Annotated in this window: 19 protein-coding genes and 1 pseudogene; 6 read left to right on the top strand and 14 right to left on the bottom strand. The window is 67.7% G+C overall.

The features are described from left to right. Positions 1–46 precede the first annotated feature (46 nt). Genes N177_RS13250 through N177_RS13270 form a run of 5 tightly spaced genes read right to left on the bottom strand, consistent with a single transcriptional unit; the run spans position 47 to position 3,901 of the window. Positions 47–334, bottom strand: a complete 288-nt coding sequence (locus N177_RS13250; RefSeq protein WP_152527922.1) for a copper-binding protein — start codon at positions 332–334, stop codon at positions 47–49. Between the two features lie 22 nt (positions 335–356). Further along, positions 357–839, bottom strand: a complete 483-nt coding sequence (locus tag N177_RS13255) for a cupredoxin domain-containing protein (RefSeq protein WP_023432870.1) — start codon at positions 837–839, stop codon at positions 357–359. Positions 840–857: 18 nt separating this feature from the next. Further along, on the bottom strand, positions 858–2,177 hold the full coding sequence (locus N177_RS13260) for a multicopper oxidase family protein (RefSeq protein ID WP_023432871.1): 1,320 nt from the start codon (positions 2,175–2,177) through the stop codon (positions 858–860). A 15-nt stretch (positions 2,178–2,192) separates the two neighbouring features. Beyond that, on the bottom strand, positions 2,193–3,686 hold the full coding sequence (locus N177_RS13265) for a TolC family protein (protein ID WP_023432872.1): 1,494 nt from the start codon (positions 3,684–3,686) through the stop codon (positions 2,193–2,195). Further along, positions 3,683–3,901 (bottom strand): hypothetical protein, encoded by a 219-nt coding sequence (locus N177_RS13270; protein WP_040485789.1) that lies wholly within the window; start codon positions 3,899–3,901, stop codon positions 3,683–3,685. The genes N177_RS13265 and N177_RS13270 overlap by 4 nt, the downstream gene beginning before the upstream one ends. Positions 3,902–4,519: 618 nt before the next feature. Between N177_RS13270 and N177_RS13280 the strand changes: the two genes are divergently transcribed. Continuing rightward, positions 4,520–5,917 (top strand): multicopper oxidase family protein, encoded by a 1,398-nt coding sequence (locus tag N177_RS13280; RefSeq protein ID WP_023432874.1) that lies wholly within the window; start codon positions 4,520–4,522, stop codon positions 5,915–5,917. A 3-nt stretch (positions 5,918–5,920) separates the two neighbouring features. Here the strand turns inward: N177_RS13280 and N177_RS13285 are convergent, their stop codons facing one another. From N177_RS13285 to N177_RS13305, 5 genes are all read right to left on the bottom strand, one after another. Further along, positions 5,921–6,607, bottom strand: coding sequence for a TVP38/TMEM64 family protein (locus N177_RS13285; RefSeq protein WP_023432875.1), 687 nt, complete (start codon positions 6,605–6,607; stop codon positions 5,921–5,923). A gap of 20 nt (positions 6,608–6,627) precedes the next feature. After that, on the bottom strand, positions 6,628–7,104 hold the full coding sequence (locus tag N177_RS13290) for a c-type cytochrome (protein WP_040485804.1): 477 nt from the start codon (positions 7,102–7,104) through the stop codon (positions 6,628–6,630). 19 nt (positions 7,105–7,123) lie between these two features. Then, complete coding sequence (locus tag N177_RS13295) at positions 7,124–7,582, bottom strand: DUF411 domain-containing protein (RefSeq protein WP_023432877.1); 459 nt, start codon at positions 7,580–7,582, stop codon at positions 7,124–7,126. Next, complete coding sequence (locus N177_RS13300) at positions 7,579–7,857, bottom strand: hypothetical protein (protein WP_023432878.1); 279 nt, start codon at positions 7,855–7,857, stop codon at positions 7,579–7,581. Before N177_RS13300 ends, N177_RS13295 begins: the two co-directional genes overlap by 4 nt. Before the next feature lie 175 nt (positions 7,858–8,032). Next, positions 8,033–8,347, bottom strand: a complete 315-nt coding sequence (locus N177_RS13305; protein ID WP_023432879.1) for a hypothetical protein — start codon at positions 8,345–8,347, stop codon at positions 8,033–8,035. A gap of 617 nt (positions 8,348–8,964) precedes the next feature. On the opposite strand from N177_RS13305, the gene N177_RS13315 reads away from it, so the two are divergent. Further along, positions 8,965–9,480 (top strand): EF-hand domain-containing protein, encoded by a 516-nt coding sequence (locus N177_RS13315; RefSeq protein WP_023432881.1) that lies wholly within the window; start codon positions 8,965–8,967, stop codon positions 9,478–9,480. A 311-nt stretch (positions 9,481–9,791) separates the two neighbouring features. After that, complete coding sequence (locus N177_RS13320) at positions 9,792–10,445, top strand: DUF6064 family protein (RefSeq protein ID WP_023432882.1); 654 nt, start codon at positions 9,792–9,794, stop codon at positions 10,443–10,445. Between the two features lie 66 nt (positions 10,446–10,511). On the opposite strand, the gene N177_RS13325 is transcribed toward N177_RS13320, so the two are convergent. The 3 genes and pseudogenes from N177_RS13325 to N177_RS13335 all read right to left on the bottom strand — a co-directional run bounded on the left by N177_RS13325 (position 10,512) and on the right by N177_RS13335 (position 13,087). Next, positions 10,512–11,885 (bottom strand): MFS transporter, encoded by a 1,374-nt coding sequence (locus N177_RS13325; RefSeq protein ID WP_023432883.1) that lies wholly within the window; start codon positions 11,883–11,885, stop codon positions 10,512–10,514. A 106-nt stretch (positions 11,886–11,991) separates the two neighbouring features. After that, a pseudogene (locus tag N177_RS13330) lies at positions 11,992–12,585 on the bottom strand (IS5 family transposase); the annotation flags it as partial. Between the two features lie 16 nt (positions 12,586–12,601). Continuing rightward, entirely contained in the window at positions 12,602–13,087 is a 486-nt protein-coding gene (locus tag N177_RS13335; protein ID WP_040485794.1) for a hypothetical protein, read from the bottom strand. A gap of 147 nt (positions 13,088–13,234) precedes the next feature. Here N177_RS13335 and N177_RS13340 point away from each other — a divergent pair, with 147 nt between their 5' ends. Both N177_RS13340 and N177_RS13345 read left to right on the top strand, forming a co-directional pair. Further along, entirely contained in the window at positions 13,235–14,185 is a 951-nt protein-coding gene (locus N177_RS13340; protein WP_040485795.1) for a ribose-phosphate diphosphokinase, read from the top strand. Positions 14,186–14,254: 69 nt separating this feature from the next. Next, positions 14,255–15,283: a hypothetical protein gene (locus N177_RS13345; protein ID WP_023432887.1), complete on the top strand. Its 1,029-nt coding sequence runs from the start codon at positions 14,255–14,257 to the stop codon at positions 15,281–15,283. 400 nt (positions 15,284–15,683) lie between these two features. Here the strand turns inward: N177_RS13345 and N177_RS13350 are convergent, their stop codons facing one another. After that, positions 15,684–16,352, bottom strand: coding sequence for a dienelactone hydrolase family protein (locus N177_RS13350; RefSeq protein WP_023432888.1), 669 nt, complete (start codon positions 16,350–16,352; stop codon positions 15,684–15,686). Positions 16,353–16,463: 111 nt separating this feature from the next. Here N177_RS13350 and N177_RS21695 point away from each other — a divergent pair, with 111 nt between their 5' ends. After that, positions 16,464–16,634 (top strand): hypothetical protein, encoded by a 171-nt coding sequence (locus tag N177_RS21695; protein WP_023432889.1) that lies wholly within the window; start codon positions 16,464–16,466, stop codon positions 16,632–16,634. Positions 16,635–16,675 lie beyond the last annotated feature (41 nt).

Here is a 16,675-nt window from a genome sequence, read left to right on the forward strand (position 1 = left end):
TGGCCGGAAGGGACGCGGGAGGCCGTTCCCCCCGCGCCCGCTCGCGTCACTGCTTCTCGAGGACGGTGATGGTGAGCGCACCGTTGATGCGCTCGACGTCGAAGGCGATCTTGTCGCCCGACTTCACCTGCTCGAGCATGGCGTCTTCCTTCACCCGGAAGACCATGGTCATGCCGTCCGTCATGTCGAGGCTCGGGATCGGGCCGTGACGGACGGTCATCTTGCCCTGCTTGGCATCGATCTTCGTGACCTCGCCCTCGGCGAGCGTCGCCTGGGCATACGCCGAGGTGGCCGCCAGAATGGTGAGGGCTGCTGCTGCGAGAGTTCTCTTCATCGTCTGATTTTCCATCTCAATGTCACTGGCTTGCCTGCTCGTCCGTGACCGTGACTTCGCCGAACATGCCCGCCTGCATGTGGCCGGGGATCAGGCAGGCGAAGGTGAATGCGCCGCTCTTGGTGAACTGCCAGATCACCTCGTCCTGGTGGCCGGGATCGACACGGGCGGAGTTGGGTTCCGCATGCTCCATCTCCGGCATCTTCTTCATCTGCTCCGCGTGCTTCTCGACCTCCTCGTGAGTGCCGAGATAGAGCTCGTGCTCGAGGTCTCCGACGTTCTCGATGACGATGCGGAGCGTCTCGCCCTTCTCGACCTCGATCGACGACGGCTCGAAGACCATGCCGTCCTGGGTCTCGTCGGCCTTCACGGTGACAGTCCGATCGACGTTCTCCGCCTTGCCGGGCTCGCCCGAGGCGCTGTGGCTTCCCGCCGCAAGGGCGGGCGTGCCCGCAAGCAATGCGAGGCCGGCAGCGGCGACGTAGGTGCTCAGTTTAAAGCTCATCTAGGCGTCTCTCCTTTTTCAGCCCTGGCGTTCGACCGGCGCGACATCGCCGGTCCACTCGTACGCGACGGTCCCTTCCGGGTGGTCGAACCAGCCCGGATCGGAATAGTCGTCCTTTGCGAGGCCGTCGCGGACCTTCACGACCGTGAACATGCCACCCATCTCGATCGGGCCGAACGGGCCCCAGCCGGTCATCATCGGCAGCGTGTTGTCGGGGGCCGGCATCTCCATCGATCCCATGGCGCCCATGCCGTCGTGGCCCATCGGCATGTAGTCCGGCACGAGCTTGCGGATCTGGGCCGTCGAGCGCCTGAGATCGGCGCCGATGAACGTCTTTATCCCGTGGCCCATGGCGTTCATCGTGTGGTGCGACTTGTGGCAGTGGATCGCCCAGTCGCCCTCGTGGACGGCGTCGAACTCGAAGGCGCGCATGGCACCGACGGGGACGTCGATCGACACCTCCGGCCAGCGCGCCTCGGGCCTCACCCATCCGCCGTCCGTGCACGTCACCTCGAAGTCGTAGCCGTGCATGTGCACGGGGTGGTTCGTCATGGTGAGGTTTCCGACGCGGACCCGCACGCGGTCGTTCTTGCCGACGACCAGCGGGTCGATCCCGGGGAAGACCCGGCTGTTGATCGTCCACATGTTGAAGTCGGTCATCTCCATCACGCGCGGCACGTACGAGCCCGGCTCGATGTCGAAGGCGTTCAGGAGGAAGACGAAGTCCCGGTCGACCCTGTGCAGCGCGGGATCGCGCGGATGGACGACGAAGAAGCCCATCATGCCCATCGCCATCTGGACCATCTCGTCCGAATGCGGGTGGTACATGAAGGTGCCGCTCTTCGTGAGCGTGTATTCGTAGACGAATGTCTTGCCCGGCGGGATGTGCGGCTGCGTCAGTCCGCCGACGCCGTCCATGCCGCTCGGGAGGATCATGCCGTGCCAGTGGATGGTCGTGTGCTCCGGCAGGCGGTTCGTGACGAAGATCCGCACCCTGTCGCCCTCGACAGCCTCGATCGTGGGGCCGGGCGACTGGCCGTTATAACCCCAGAGATGGGCGTTCATCCCGTCGGCGAACTCGCGGACGACCGGCTCGGCGACGAGGTGGAACTCCTTCCATCCGTCCTTCATGCGCCACGGCAGGGTCCAGCCGTTGAGCGTGGCGACGGGGGTGTAGTCCGCCCCCTCCGCCGGAACGAGCGGGGCCTGCATGGTCGCCTCCGCCATGGTCGGGGCCTCCGGCAGCCCGCGCGACAGGGCCGGCCTGGCGAGCGAGGCACCCATGAGGGCGCCGGCGCCGGCGGTGATGAGACCGCGTCTCGATATCGTTGGGCTCATGGTGATCTCCCTTGATCAGTGGCCGGCGCCGCCGGCATCGGCCGGGGCGGAGGCGACGGAGGCTGCGCCCGCCGAGGCGCCGCCGCCTCCGGCCGCGAGAGCCATGTGGAAGTCGACGGTGGCGAGCCAGTGGTCGCGCAGGGCCTCGGTGGCGGCGACGTTCGACTGGATCGCCGCGCGGGCGTCGGCGAGGAGGTCGCCGACGTCGTCGATCATGCTGCTGTAGCGCAGCGTGCTCTCCTCGGTGACGAGCCTGCGCAGGGGCACGACCTCGTCCCGGTAGAGCCGCGCGATGTCGTAGGTCGCGCGCACCGCCTTGTAGCCTTCCCGGGCCTCGGACCGCGCGTTGACGCCGAGATACGCGATCCGGTGGATCGCCTGCAGGTAGGTTTCGCGCGCCCGGCGGACGCGGGTCTCGCCGAAGTCGAAGATCGGCACCTGGAGCTCGAGCTCGATGCCCGTGATGTCCGTCTTCTCCGTCTCCCTCTCGCCGTGCTCGATCACCGTCTCCCTCTCGGTCGCGGAGATGCCGATGATCTCCACCAGGTCGACGTAGCGGGTCGACTGCTCGAGCCCGAGACTGTCGGCCAGCGCGTCGAGCTCGATCCGCGCCATCTGCAGGTCGAGCCGGCGCCGCAGGGCTTCCGTCTCGACGTCCCGAGGCGCGAGCGGCCGCGGCGGAAGTGCTGGAAGGGAGGTCGGCTCCTTGAGCATGTCGAGCTGCGCCCCCCACAGGCCGAGCGCTCGGGCCAGGGCCTCCGTCGCCCGCGCATGGGCGAGACGGGCCTGGGCGAGCTGGGCGGTGACCTCCGCGAAGAAGGCGTGCTCCCGCGCCTGGTCGACCTTGGGCGCGGCGCCGGTCTTCCCGAGCTCCGAGATCACGTCGGAGGCGGCCTCGGCAGAGTTCTGCGCCCGCTCGAGCAGGTGGACGGTCTGGTGGGCTGCAGCGGCGCGGTAGAAGGCGCGCCGGGCCTCCGCCGCAGTCTCCAGCGTCGCCACCGCGGCCGCGAGCTGCGCCGCCTTGAACCTCTCCGCGGCGATCCGCTTGCGCTGCGGCAGGGTGGCGAGCGCAAGGATGTTCACCACGACCTGGCGCTCGATCTCCGACATGGCGCCGCCCGCGGCGACCCGCCCGACCGAGACGGTCGGGGCGGGCGGCAGACCCGCCTGGACGAGGTCCACCTCCGCCAGGCCCAGTTCGCTATAAGCCGCCTGGAGCCCCCGGTTGTTCAGGAGCGCCACCCGCACGGCGGAGTCGGCCGTCAGCGGCCGGCCGAGCAGCGAATTTGTCGTCGCGTCGGCGGCGACGGCGGCCTCGGGCGTGGAGATGCGGGCGGGCGTGGCGCCGAGTTCCGAACTGGCGACGAGTGCCACTGCGCCGAAGCCGCCGTCCTCGCTCCAGGTCGCGCAGCCCGCGAGGGAGATGAGCATCGCGGAAACCGCGAGGGAGCGCATCAAGCGCTTCGGCGTGGCCGTGTGCCGCCGCGCCTTTGACGGTGCGTCGTTCATCGTGCCGTTCCCCCGGGAGCCACGCGCTCGTTCATCGAGCGCCAGTCCGACGGCTCAACGGGCCGCCTCGAGACGTAGCCGCCCGTCGCGGGCACGTAGGTGCGGGTGAAGGAGCTGTTCCCGGCCGCCAGCGGGTTCGCCACCAGCGGGGCGGGGGGCACGGAGGCGCAGCCGGCGACGAGCGCGGGCAACGCCAGCAATAGGGGCAGTTTCATGAGTACCCTTCCGAGTGGGTGCCCGTCCTCGAGCCGAGGGTGGCGATGGTCTCTTCGCCTGCAGCGGCAACTTCTCCTGAAGCAGATCAATCGAAGGAGAAGTGGCTGCAGGCCTCCTCAGGCGGCTGCGACGTCAGCGATGCCGGGCACGCCTGTCCGTCCGCCGGTGTGACACGACCGGCGGTGTGCGGAGCGTCAGGCTCGGGGAGGTCTTGGAAGGGTGGGCTGCGTAAGCCCGGCAGGGGTGTCCGGTGCCGCCGGGCGCAGCATCAGCGCCGACGCCCAGAGGGGACGGGAACAGTCCTGGGCGGGCATGACGGCCGCAGAGAGAACGGCGGAGCAGCAGATGTGCGCGTCGCCGAGCGAGGTGGGCTCGGTGCCGTGGCCCTGCTTGTCGCAGTGCTCCTCCACGCCTGCCGAGGCCGCGTGCATAGACGACGCGCCCACGGAAGCGTGCCCGACCGCAGCCCAGCCGTTCAGGCTGACCAGCACGACGAGCATCGCTGCGAGGAGGCGAATCGGGACCATGGCACCTTTCATAGCGAAGCTGATCCACCCGACAAATGACATTTTTGTGGCGGATGCCTTGTCGAGAATTGGATAGGAGACGGCCTTCGGATGACGATCACCACCCGACGCGGACTGCTTCAGGCGACGGCGGCTGCCGGCGTCGTCGCGATGGTGCCGAGACTGGCGCTCGGCCAGGCGACCAGCGATGTCCTGGAACTCGCCGCCGAACGGACGACCCTGCCGCTCTACCCGGGCGTGCCCTCGGAGCTTTGGACCTATAACGGCGTCGCGCCCGGCCCCGAGATCCGCGTGCGAAAAGGCGAGCGGGTGAAGGTGCGCCTCACCAACCGGCTCGATGAGCCGACCTCGATCCATTGGCACGGCATCCGCATCGACAATGCGATGGACGGCGTGCCGGACTTGACCCAGGCGCCCGTGCCGCCGGGCGGCACATTCGACTACGACTTCGTCGCCCCCGACGCCGGAACTTTCTGGTACCACGCGCACACCAGGAGCTGGGACCAGGTGGCTCGCGGGCTCTATGGACCCCTGATCGTCGAGGAGGACGAGCCGGTCTTCGACCGTGAGCATGATCTCACGCTCGTCTTCGACGACTGGCGGCTCGACGGAAGCGACGCACTAGACACGGCGAGTCTCGGAAGCCTGGCCGAATGGGCGCACGGCGGGCGGCTCGGCAACTGGCTGACCGTGAACGGCACCTCCGTGCCGGAGTACACGCTGCGCGCCGGGGAGGCCTACAGGCTTCGCCTCGTCAACGCCGCGAACGCGCGGATCATGGCGTTCGACCCAGACAGCTTCGGCGGGTTGGTGCTCGCCTATGACGGGCAGGCCGTGCCGGAGCCTGCGCGGCTCGGCTACGCCCCGTTGCTGCTTGGGCCGGCGCAGCGGGTCGACCTCCTCGTGCGCCCGGGGCGCGGCGGTTCCTTCTCCATCGCCGAAGTTTCGGGCGGCGCGGGCGTCGAGGCGGTGCGCTTCGTGGTGGAGGGTGACGCAACGGCCAGCCAGGACCTGGTGCGGCTCGTCCCGAATGCGATCCCCGAACCCGATCTCGAGAAGGCCCGGCAGGTCCGGCTCGACATGAGAGGCGGTGCCATGGCCGACATCGGCGACGCCGTCCACAAGGGCGAGCCGCTGGTGGGGGAGGCGTTCCGGCGGACGAGGCAGGTCTGGGCCTTCAACGGGGTGGCGAACCTCGCGGAGGAGCCGCTCTTCTCGGCGGCAGGCGGCGAGAGCATCGTCGTGGAGGTGCACAATGCGACGGTCTTCCCGCACGCGATGCACGTCCACGGCCATCACTTCCGCGTCGTGGAGCGATCGGGCAGCACCGTCGACGAGGGCGCGCCGTGGCGCGACACATTCCTGATCGGTCCGCGACAGACGACGAAAATCGCGTTCGTGGCGGACAATCCGGGCAAGTGGCTTCTTCACTGCCACATGCTCGAACACGCCGCCGCAGGCATGACGACCTGGTTCGAGGTGGTCTAGGCGTCAGCGGAGCCCTACCGCACGCCCCAGCGCCTCCCGGCAACGGTGCGGCAGGCTCTTCCACATCAGCGGCAGGAGCGTGATGGCGCCCAGCGCGAGAACCGTCAGGCCCACCCGCCTCAGGTCGCCGGATCCGAGTTCGTCGCCGAAATGGGCGAGGAGGAAGCTTGCCGGCAGGATGCCCGCGAGTGTCGCCACGGCGAAGCGCCACAGCTTCAGTGGCGTCGCTCCGGCGGCGTAGCTGATCACGTCGAAGGACAGGAAGGGCAGGAGGCGGCTCGCGAAGACGGCGGCCATCAGCGCGTTCTGGGAGTGCAGGAAGCGGTCGAAGAACGTCGCCGAAGACTGCCGGGCCAACAAGCCTGCGAGACCCGGTCCCCCGACGAATCGGGCGAGGCCGAATGCGATCAACGCCCCCGTCTCTGAACCGATCGCGACCCACAGCGTGCCCCACCAGTGGCCGTAGGCGGCCCCGGCCGCCAGGGCGATCGGTGCGCTGGGTATAGGGCTCATGACGATCGCCAGCGTCATCAGGGCGACGATCAGAAGTGGGCCGGCAGCGCCCAGGTCGCGGACGGTGTTCTTCAAGGTTTCGGTGTCGCCGACGCGCTCGATCAGCCCCGCATGGTCGAGCGTCAGGTAGCCGACGACGAGGAATGCGATGGCCGCGAGCCCGGCGAGAATTCGCACCCACGGCCATCTCCCTTCCATCACTGCGACTTCATCTGCTCGTTCATCCGGTCGTGCCGCTGGCGGATCGCCGCCGGCCACTGCGCCTTGATGTAGGACAGCACGGAAATGATTTCCCCGTCGCTCAGGATGCCCCCGTAGGCAGGCATCCTCGTCTCGTAGCCCTCCAGGTTCGCAGCCTCCGCGACGCCGTGCTTCGTGATCCGGAACAGCAGGTCGTCGGGGTGGTGCCAGGTGTGACCCGTCTCGTCGTGGGGCGGGGCGGGCAGGAGCCCGTCCGGATCGCGCGTCTGCCAGTCGGGCTCGCCCTGCAGATCGGCCCCGTGGCACGAGGCACACTGGGCAGCGTAGACTTTAGCGCCGGCGGCCACCACCTGTGGGTCCCCGGGCCGCAAGAGGCTCGCAGGCTCGGGCTCCGGCCACAGCGCCCAAGCGCCGATCGCACCCGCGGCCGCGGCAATCGCCACGGCCGCGAGCGCCCGATTGCCGGTCGGCATCATCGGCGGCTACCGGAGGTCACGTTCCCGCCTCGTAGAAGACGCGGGGCTGCTGCTCCGGGTCGGCGGAGAACGAATAGACCGTGTAGCGTGCGTCCTCGTCGTAGCCCATGCCGAGGGAACCTTGCGGCATTCCGGGCGTGGCTATGCCTCGCACGTCCGGGCGTTCGGCGAGGAGCTTGTCGAGCGCCTGAAGCGGCACATGGCCCTCGATCGCGTAGCCGTCGAGCATCGCGGTGTGGCAGGACTGCAGGTCGTCCGGCACGCCCACCTGCCGCTTCACCGGCGAGAGGTCCTCGAGATCCCGCGTCTCGACAGCATAGCCGGCATCCTGCAGCGCCTCCATCCAGACCTCGCAGCAGCCGCACCACGGCGACTTGAACACGGTGATCTCCCTGGTCTCGGTCGCATGAGCCGATGACGCAGCCATCAGGAGACCGGCGGAGACGAGGAGGCCATTGAGGGTGAAGCGCGTCATCGGGACTCTTCCTTCGTGTCGGAACCGCCGTGGCAGGACCTGCCCATCAGGCGGTGGAGGGCGAAATGCATCGCAAGGCAGCCGAAGAGCGGCAATCCGAGCAGCAGCGTTTCGCTCAGCGCCTGGCCGGGCGGCGCGGAGTAGACGATGAAGCCTGCGCCGGCCAGCATGGCGAGGCAGCAGGCCCACATCATCCAGTGATGCATCTGGGCGGGTCGGACGGCACCCGCGGCCTTGGCAGGCGCGGCACCGGAATGTCTCGTCGTGTCTTTCATGGTGTTCCACCGTTCGTGGCGGCGTGCGCGATGTTCCTGCCGCCGGCACAGCCCCGGCCCCGATCGCCGTCTTGGAACGGCGGTCGGACATGGGGACGCCGAACATGAAGTCGCAACGCCGCCGGATCTGGAGATCTGGCGAGTGCGGCCGAGCGGGCCGCGAGCGGCGCGAGCGTCAGACGACCGGTGGGCGGAATGGCGTGAGAGGAACGGCCCCGTCGGCGCCGATGTCGGCGAGGGCGGTGATCGCTGACGGGTTCATCCGCCGGAGCGTGGACGTGCCCCAGACCGCGGGAGCGCAGTGAAAGCTGCAATGGTAACCGTCGGCGGCGTGGACCAGGCCGGTGCAGCAGCTATCGACGGCGGTGTCGGCATGACCTGCCGGTTCGGCGAGATGTACGTTATCGGCCGCAGCCGTCGCGTCCATGCCGGAGACATGGCCCGACGGGATCCAGCCGAAGCTGGATGTCACCGCGAGCATGAAGGCCAACAGGGCTGGCAGGACTCTCCGCATGCTTCCTCAATACGCCGTCACCATGCGACCGTGCAATGTCCGGGACACTACGGACTGCTCCCGACCTTGCGCGGCCGCGGTGAGTGCGCGACCCTCCTGTTCGATCATGCCATGGATGGCAGAGGATGCAGCGGACCTCCCGACCGGCGAACTTCCGAATCCGAGGACCGCTTCAGCGTCTCTTCGGGGTGCTGGTCGGCCTTGCGTTTCTTCTCGCGGTCGCTCCGGTGCATGCCCACGCTCAGCCGTCCGCCGGGTCCGGCCCTTGTGCCGGGCATGAAAGCACCTCGGCTCACGGGCATGGCTGCGCGCCACTGACCGAGCACGCCGGCTGCCTCGGGCATTCCGGCCATGCCACATGCTCCGCCTTCCTGCCGCCGGCATCCGTCGTTCTGACGAGGGACCGGTGCACCGCTCCCAGATCTGGCGCCTCGTCCCGAGCCCATCCCGACGTGATCTCCGCCCCTGCGGCGCCGCCTCCGAAGCTTGGTTGACCAGGCCCCGGAAGTTCGCTTCCGGGGTCGTTCGATTTCGGACAGGCAGCGGTTCCGGCCGACGGAACCGGCCGCAAGACCATTTTCGAGGAGATCAAGATGATCAAGCTTTCGACGCTTTCCCTTTCTGCCCTCGCGCTCGCCGCCGGGCTGGCGACGGCCCAGGCCCAGCAAGGGCAGACGACGGGCCAGGGTTCGATGATGAACCAGCAGGGCCAGGGCATGATGCAGGACCAGCCGGGTCAGCAGGGCCCGCAGGGTGATGCCCGTTCCTATGGCGGCTGGGGCATGATGCCCTGGCACGGCGGGCGCGGCATGGGCCCGTGGATGATGGACGAGGAGAACTGGGGACGGGGCATGATGGGCCGCGGCTGGGGTCGAGGCGGCGGCTGGGGACCGGACATGATGGGTCCCGGCATGATGATGGGCGGCGGCATGATGGGGCCGCAGATGATGATCATCATGATGGACACCGACGGCGACGGGAAGCTGTCGCTCGAGGAGTTCCAGTCGATGCACGCCCGGATGTTCAACTATCTCGACGAGAACGGCGACGGCCAGCTCGAGATGGACGAGATGGGACCGCGCTGGAACCGCGGGAACGACGGGAACTAGTTCGTCGCGATCCGGTGCGGGGCGGACCGGCGGTCCGCTCCGCACCCTCCGAACCCTTCCCGTCGATCAGGCGCATTCCCGGTAGCGTTTCCGCCGCTGTTACCGCTGCCCGACGAGAGATTCGGTCGTAGCCGCCGACATCTCCGCCATCGAGCCGCGGGTCCGAGCACCAGTCGGTGACCGTGAAGCACGGGTTCTTTTGAGTTCGGTCAAGGCGATGCCGGCATGTCGGAACGACCATCGACCGAAGCGGCATGATCGGGCTCGGCACGCCCGCCCCGGCCCCGGACTGCCCAATCGGAGCGAGAGCGATGCTTCCGTTCGACCGCACGCAGTTCCTCGACGTCTTTGCCGCCTATAACGCGGCGTTGTGGCCTGCAGTGATCGCTGCCTATGCCTTGGCGGTGATCGCCCTCGTGGCGGGGCTCCGGAAAGCAAACCACGCCGTGAGCCTGCCGTTCTGGATCCTTTCGGCCATGTGGGCCTGGACCGGGATCGCCTATCACCTCGTCCACTTCTCGGAGATCAATCCTCTGGCGCGCGCCTTCGGCATCGCCTTTCTGGCTCAGGCCGGCCTGTTCGCTGTATGGGCGGTACGATTGTCGGGGCGGTATGTTCTCAAGCCGACCGGTGCGGGTGCCGCGGTTGGCTATTTCCTGATTCTCTACGCCGCCTTTCTCTATCCGCTCATCGGCATTGTTCTGGGGCACGAACTTGCTCAGGTGCCGATGTTCGGCGTGACGCCGTGCCCCCTGACGATCTTCACCTTCGGCGTCCTGTTGCTCATCGCACCGAATCCACCTTTCTGGCTATTCTCAATCCCGGTCCTGTGGGCCTTCATCGGAGGGAGCGCCGCATTCCTCCTCGGGATCCCGCAGGACTGGATGCTGCCCTTCTCGGCGATCGCGGCCCTCGTCCTCCTCCGGCCGCGGACCCGGACCTTCCGAGCGGGAAAGGCGGTGTAGCGTCAGGCCTCCGGCCGCCACAGGAGGCTGCGCGGCGATCGACTCTATGGCGCTCCGCGACCTCGATCAGGCCTTCGGCCACACAGGGTGGTGGTCGTCGATCACGAAGACATGGGCGTGGCGCATCGGCTTGTGCCGGTGGCCGTGGCGGTGCGGCTCGTCGCCCTCGTGCCCCTCGTGCGCGTGCTGGTGATGCTCGTCGTGGACGTGCGGGTGGTCGTGCCACATCTCCGGATGCTCGTGCTCGATGACGTCCGGGTCGAGGCTCGGCCACACCGCCAGGGCCGCGCCCGCACCGATCAGGGCACCGACCGCCATGACCACGAAGGCGACGTCGAGACCGAGGCTCGCTCCAATCCAGCCGGCCACGGGATAGGCGACGAGCCAGCAGGCGTGCGACAGCGCGAACTGCGCGGAGAAGAGCGCCGGACGATCCTCTGCGCGCGAGGATCGCCGCAGGAGGAGGCCCGACGGCGTCAGGATCAGCGAGGCGCCGGCGCCGAGGAGGGCCCATAGGGCGAGCGCCATCGCGACGGGGGGCTGCGCGAAGGCGACGAGGAGGACCGCGCCGAGCATGACGGCGCCCGCAACCATCGCCGTGCGCGCCACGATGCGGTCGAGCAGGCGCGGCAGGATCAGGGCGACGACCATCGAGCCGAGGCCGTAGGCGGCGAGGAACATCGCGACGTCGCGGTCTGTGCCCCCGACAACCTCGCGGACGTAGACGACCGTGTTGACGATCACCATCGCGCCCGCCGAGGAGACGGCAAAGCTGAGCGCGAGGAGCCCGCGCAACCGCGGCGTCGCGAGATAGATGCGGATGCCGCGCGTGATGCGACGGTAAATGCCGCCCTCATGCGCCACGGCCCTGGCGGCCGGAAGCGCGACGGACACGACCAGCGCCGCGGAGGCGAGGAAGCCGAGCGTCGTGCCGATGAAAAGCCAGTGATAGCTGATGATCGTCAGGAGCAGCCCCGCGAGCAGCGGGCTGAGGAGCGACTCCAGGTCGTAGGCGAGCCGCGAGAGCGACAGCGCGTTCGTGTATTCCTTCTCGTCCGGCAGGATGTCGGGAATCGTCGCCTGGAAGGTCGGCGTGAAGGCCGCCGAGAAGGACTGGAAGGCGAAGACGAGGACGTAGATCTGCCAGATCTCCGTCACGAAGGGCAGGAGCAGCACGAGCGACGCACGACACAGGTCGAGGCCGACGAGGAAGCTCCGCCGCGGCACGCGGTCGGCGAAGGCGCCCGCGATCGGAGCGATGCCGACATAGGCGACCATCTTCAACGCCAGCGCCGTCCCTAGCACCGCGCCCGCGTTCTCTCCAGCGAGGTCGTAGGCGAGGAGGCCGAGGGCGACGGTGGTGAGGCCGGTGCCGATGAGGGAGAGAACCTGCGCAGCGAACAGGTGGCGGTAGGTGCGATGGGCGAGAACCTGGAGCATGGGCGCCTTCTAGCGCCATCATCTCGCACAGGGAAGACTGACTTCAGTCGAGTTCGGAGTAGGGCTTGGGAACCGGGCTTGGGTATCTAAGAGTCGGTCTCGAAACTCATGATGCCCGGGCCAGCCTTCGTGCGAGGAGCATGACGGAGGCGGCGTGGAGGAAGGCTTCTGCCGAGGCGATCGACGCCTCGAAATCCTTCGCGAGCCGGCGGTTGCGGTTGAGCCAGGCGAACAGGCGTTCGACCACCCAGCGCCGCGGATGCACGGCGAAGCCGACCTGCTCGGGATGCTTGCGCATGATCTCGATGGTGATGGAGGTCGCCTCGGCGACGCGGTCGCCGCCGTAGGCGCTGTCGGCAAAGTCACGCTCGACGAAGGGGAAGGACCTCCGCGAGGCCTTCAGCAGAGGCACCGCGCCATCGCGGTCCTGGGTCGCGGCTGTGTGGGCCTGCAGCACGAGCGGGCGCCCATCGGTATCGACCATGGCGTGCCGTTTGCGGCCCTTGATCTTCTTGCCGGCGTCGTGGCCGCGAGGGCCGCCGGCCTCCGTTGTCTTGACGCTCTGACTGTCGATCACCGCCGCGGAGGGGCTCGCTTCACGGCCGGTCCGCTCGCGGTCGCGCATCATGAGGTGGTGGTTCATCGTCGCGAAGACGCCGTCGTCGCGCAGCCGCATGAACCAGCGATAGACCGTGGACTGCGAATTCCGCTCCGGTTCAGCCCGTGCCGATGCCACACAACGCGCCGTCAACCATCTCACCTGTTGTCGACAGCGGGGCCACCAGGAGCTCGTAGCTTTGGTGCTCGACCGCGTCGTCCAGCGAGAAGCTCGCCACCACCGGTTCCCCTTTCTCCCGCACGAGTTCGAGCAGGCGCCTGAGGCGGAGCGCGAGTCCCTCATTGCGGAACTTGTCCAGTCTCGGCCAGGAACCACTCGGCATCAGCAGAGCCCGCGCCTCGGCGCCGCCGGAGACGAGTTCCCATTCTCCCTGACCACCTTCGCTCAGGAAGAGGACGAAGAGCCTGTCGTACGCACCACGTGCGTGCGGCAGATCGAGGTCGCCGGCGGCCGGGAAGACGTTCTGACCCCGCGCCTCCCGCCAGTGCTCCAGAGCATCACGTAGCGCGGGGGTATTGGCGGTTACGTCGAGCCGGTCGAAAAGGAGCTTCAGGTCTTCCGGAAGGGTCGCGAGTGTCGTCATCATCTCCACCCGGGTCGCTGACACAGCGTGCAGATTGCCATAGTCCTTCGACGCTCGCCTTGCGCTGAATCAAGGCCTGTTGGACCGTGCGACTCCACGCTTTCGTTGCAGGTCTTGGTCATGGCGACCTGGAAGGAGACTGCAGTGATGAAGGTGTTTGCGCTTGGCGCCAGCGGGAGCTTCGGCGGTGAGGTCGCGGCCGGGCTCGGCATGAACCTCGCAGAGTACGAGGAACGTGAATTCGAAGACGGCGAGCACAAGGTTCGGCCTCTCGAAAGCGTTCGCGGCTCGGAGACGTTCGTCATCCAGAGCCTCTATGGCGAGCCGGGCGACACCGTGCACGACAAGTTGTGCCGCCTCCTGTTCTTCTGTGCTGCCCTTCGCGAGCACGGTGCGCAGCGCATATCCGCAGTCGTTCCGTATCTCTGCTACGCCCGGAAGGATCGCCAGACAAAGCCGTGGGACCCGGTCACGACAAAGTACATCGCACAGCTGATGGAGGCGGCCGGGATCGACCTCGTCATGACCGTCGAGGTCCACAACCCCGCCGCATTCCAGAACGCCTTCCGCTGTCAGACGGTGCATCTCGCCGCGAGCGAACTCTTCGCGGGTCATGCCGCCGAGCGCTACGGAAACGACGAGCTCTCGGTGGTTTCTCCCGATCCCGGTGGCGTGAAGCGGGCGCAGCTCTTCCGGGAGGCGCTGGAAGGACAACTGGGCAGGCCGGTCAGAGCCGCCTTCGCCGAGAAGCGACGGAGCGCGGGCGTCGTGACGGGCGAGCTCCTGGTCGGAGACGTGGCAGGGACCACGGCGCTCGTCATCGACGATCTCGTGAGCACCGGCGGGACACTCTCGCGCGCGGCCCAGGCCTGCCTCGCGCAGGGCGCTCAACGGGTCGTGGCCTACGCGGCGCACGGCCTCTTCACGGGGAAGGCCGACGAAACGATCTCGGTGTCGCCCATCGAGCGTCTGTACGTCACCGACAGCGTGCCGCCCTTCCGGCTGTCGAAAGCTGTTCTCGAAAAACGTGTCGAGGTGCTTCCGATCGCACCGTTCGTGGCCGAGGCGATCAAGGCCTGCGTCGGAAGCCCTGATTGAAGTGCCCCGCGCACATGAATCCTGGCCCCGCACACCCGGCCCCAATGGGACTTAGCACCAGTCACCACGATGTCCCTTTCGATCGATGACAAGGTCAGCTTCCTCCGGTCGCCGGACGCTTATCCCCGCCGGCCGGATAAGGTGTCAGTCATCGAAACGCACATGTCATTCGTCTTTCTTTCGGGCGAAACTGCGTACAAGCTGAAGAAGCCGGTCTGCTTCCCGTTCCTGGACTTCACCACGCTGGCCGCCCGCGAGGCGAACTGCCGGGAAGAAGTCAGGCTCAATCGCCGTCTCGCGCCAGACGTCTATCGGGGAGTCCGCCCCCTCGTAAGCGACGGTCAGGACCGCCTTCACCTGGGAGGCGAGGGAACCGTCGTCGACTGGCTCGTCGAGATGCGGCGTCTTCCCGCCGACAGGATGCTCGACAGGTTGCTCGCGGCCCGGAGCGTCGGCGCCGAAGAAGTTGAACAACTGGGACGCGTACTCAGCGCCTTCTACGCCCGGGTCGACCATCCTGTGTTGGACAGCTCCGATATGTATGGCCGCTTCGTTGCGCAGCACGGGGAGGACCGGCAGATCCTCATGCGCCCGGAGTTCCGGATCGACCACGAGCGCGCCACCCGTGTTTTCGCTAGGCTCGAGCATGCGCTTGTCGAGCAGCGATCTGCGATAGAGGAGCGCGTGAACAGCGGTCGGTTCGTCGAGGGTCATGGCGACCTGCGCCCCGAGCATGTCTGTCTCTGCACTCCGATCGCAATATTCGACTGCCTGGAGTTCGATCGCGAGCTGCGTCTCGTAGACCCGTTCCAGGAACTCGCCTTTCTTTCGATGGAGACTGCGGTGGCCGGCGCAGCGTGGTTCGGTCCTCGTCTCGTTCGCGAGGTGGAGCGGCGACTGAAGGATACGATGACGCCGGAACTCTTCAGCCTCTACGCGGCCTTCCGCGCCGTCTTGCGCGCCCGCCTGGCGGTGGCGCACCTGCTCGACCGTGACGGGCGCCGACGCGACCAGTGGGAACCGCAGGCAGACCGCTACCTCGCCTTTGCTGAAAGGTCTCTTCTCACGGTCTCCCGAGGTGAGGTCGACATGGACTGAACGGACGGGTCGGGATGCGGAAGGGCGCGGCTGACGGCGATCTCCTCTCTCCCGCGAACCGGTCCGAGGGCGACTGCTGCACCCGTTTCTCTGGGAAGAGCGAATGCTGAGCTCGATCGGGTATTGATCCTGAGCTAGGAACGAAGAAGGCACCGCATGGACTGCCGGGCGAACATTTCTCCGGCGAAACCCGCGGCTCGGGCACGACTCCTGCGGGAGCGGTCGCGGGTTCCCTTGCCGCAGTGAAGAAGGCGGAGGTGGGATGGCAGAAGGGTGCCGGGGGATGGCGGATCGCTTTGCCCCTGAGTGCTGGCTCAGTGTGCCAACCAGTGCAGCCGGATCCATACAGCAAGCTCGAGCGCCTCTGGCGCCGCGCCCTCATAAGGGGCGTGCCGGACGGTCAGCCACTTTGGCCGTCGCCCTGCGGGGCGCGGTGCTCCTCGAACCAACCGGCGGCAAACTCGACCACCGCCTCGAGAGTGCCCGGTTCCTCGAACAGGTGCCTGGCACCTTGAACGAGCCGGAGATCCTTCTTGCAAGCCAGTCTGGCGAAGGCGGCCTCATTGAGTGCGATAACGCCGTAGTCTGCTCCGCCGACGATCAGGAGCGTCGGCACCTTCACCCGCGGGAGGGCATCTCCGGAACGATCCGGTCGGCCTCCGCGGGAAACGACGGCGCTCACCTTACCGGGCAGGTTCGCCGCCGCAACCAGGGCTGCCGCGGCCCCGGTGCTCGCCCCGAACAGCCCGACCGGAAGGTCCCGGGTCTCGGTCGCCCTGCGCGCCCACTCGACGGCCTCGGCCATTCGATCCGCCAGCAGCGGTATGTCGAAAACGTTCCGCCGGTCCTGCGCCTCCGAATCCGTGAGGAGGTCGAAGAGCAGCGTTCCGGACCCCCTCTCCCGAAGCCGGCCAGCCACAAGGTTGTTGCGCGGACTGAACCGGCTGCTGCCGCTCCCGTGCGCGAAGACGACCAGCCCCCTCGGGTTCGGCGGCAGTTCGAGCATCCCCTCGAGCCGCTTCTCGCCGATCGCAACCTCCCCCTCGAGTGCCGAAGTTGGAACCGTCATCGGCTTCGGCCTCCTCTCCTTGCGAAGGTAGCATCTTCCCCTTGCCGGCGAGGCGTTGCTTCGATCGCACTCACATCAGCGTGAAAACACTCGCGAAGGCCCAGAACCAGCGTGGGAAGACGCATCCTCATCATCCACAATCCGAGGGCCGGCCTGGCGAGGCCGCAACGCTACAAGGCGGTTCTGAAGTATCTCGTGCAGGCCAGGGCCTCGCTGGAGATCTTGCAGACGACGCGCCATGTGTCGGGCGACACGACAAACTGCCCCCCCCTGACGGCATGAGGAACTGACCCCCTGCCGGGGAGCAGGAGGTCGGCATGAGG

Origin of the sequence: Lutibaculum baratangense AMV1 (genome assembly GCF_000496075.1) — a bacterium.
GTDB lineage: Bacteria > Pseudomonadota > Alphaproteobacteria > Rhizobiales > Tepidamorphaceae > Lutibaculum > Lutibaculum baratangense.

Coding starts and splice junctions, on each gene's coding strand:
- N177_RS13320 (WP_023432882.1), top strand. CDS start 9,792: ATGCTTCCGTTCGACCGCACGCAGTTCCTCGACGTCTTTGCCGCCTAT.
- N177_RS13315 (WP_023432881.1), top strand. CDS start 8,965: ATGATCAAGCTTTCGACGCTTTCCCTTTCTGCCCTCGCGCTCGCCGCC.
- N177_RS13335 (WP_040485794.1), bottom strand. CDS start 13,087: ATGACGACACTCGCGACCCTTCCGGAAGACCTGAAGCTCCTTTTCGAC.
- N177_RS13280 (WP_023432874.1), top strand. CDS start 4,520: ATGACGATCACCACCCGACGCGGACTGCTTCAGGCGACGGCGGCTGCC.
- N177_RS13260 (WP_023432871.1), bottom strand. CDS start 2,177: ATGAGCCCAACGATATCGAGACGCGGTCTCATCACCGCCGGCGCCGGC.
- N177_RS13345 (WP_023432887.1), top strand. CDS start 14,255: ATGTCCCTTTCGATCGATGACAAGGTCAGCTTCCTCCGGTCGCCGGAC.
- N177_RS13340 (WP_040485795.1), top strand. CDS start 13,235: ATGAAGGTGTTTGCGCTTGGCGCCAGCGGGAGCTTCGGCGGTGAGGTC.
- N177_RS13295 (WP_023432877.1), bottom strand. CDS start 7,582: ATGACGCGCTTCACCCTCAATGGCCTCCTCGTCTCCGCCGGTCTCCTG.
- N177_RS13325 (WP_023432883.1), bottom strand. CDS start 11,885: ATGCTCCAGGTTCTCGCCCATCGCACCTACCGCCACCTGTTCGCTGCG.
- N177_RS13250 (WP_152527922.1), bottom strand. CDS start 334: ATGAAGAGAACTCTCGCAGCAGCAGCCCTCACCATTCTGGCGGCCACC.
- N177_RS13255 (WP_023432870.1), bottom strand. CDS start 839: ATGAGCTTTAAACTGAGCACCTACGTCGCCGCTGCCGGCCTCGCATTG.
- N177_RS13350 (WP_023432888.1), bottom strand. CDS start 16,352: ATGACGGTTCCAACTTCGGCACTCGAGGGGGAGGTTGCGATCGGCGAG.
- N177_RS13265 (WP_023432872.1), bottom strand. CDS start 3,686: ATGAACGACGCACCGTCAAAGGCGCGGCGGCACACGGCCACGCCGAAG.
- N177_RS13290 (WP_040485804.1), bottom strand. CDS start 7,104: ATGCCGACCGGCAATCGGGCGCTCGCGGCCGTGGCGATTGCCGCGGCC.
- N177_RS13300 (WP_023432878.1), bottom strand. CDS start 7,857: ATGAAAGACACGACGAGACATTCCGGTGCCGCGCCTGCCAAGGCCGCG.
- N177_RS13270 (WP_040485789.1), bottom strand. CDS start 3,901: ATGAAACTGCCCCTATTGCTGGCGTTGCCCGCGCTCGTCGCCGGCTGC.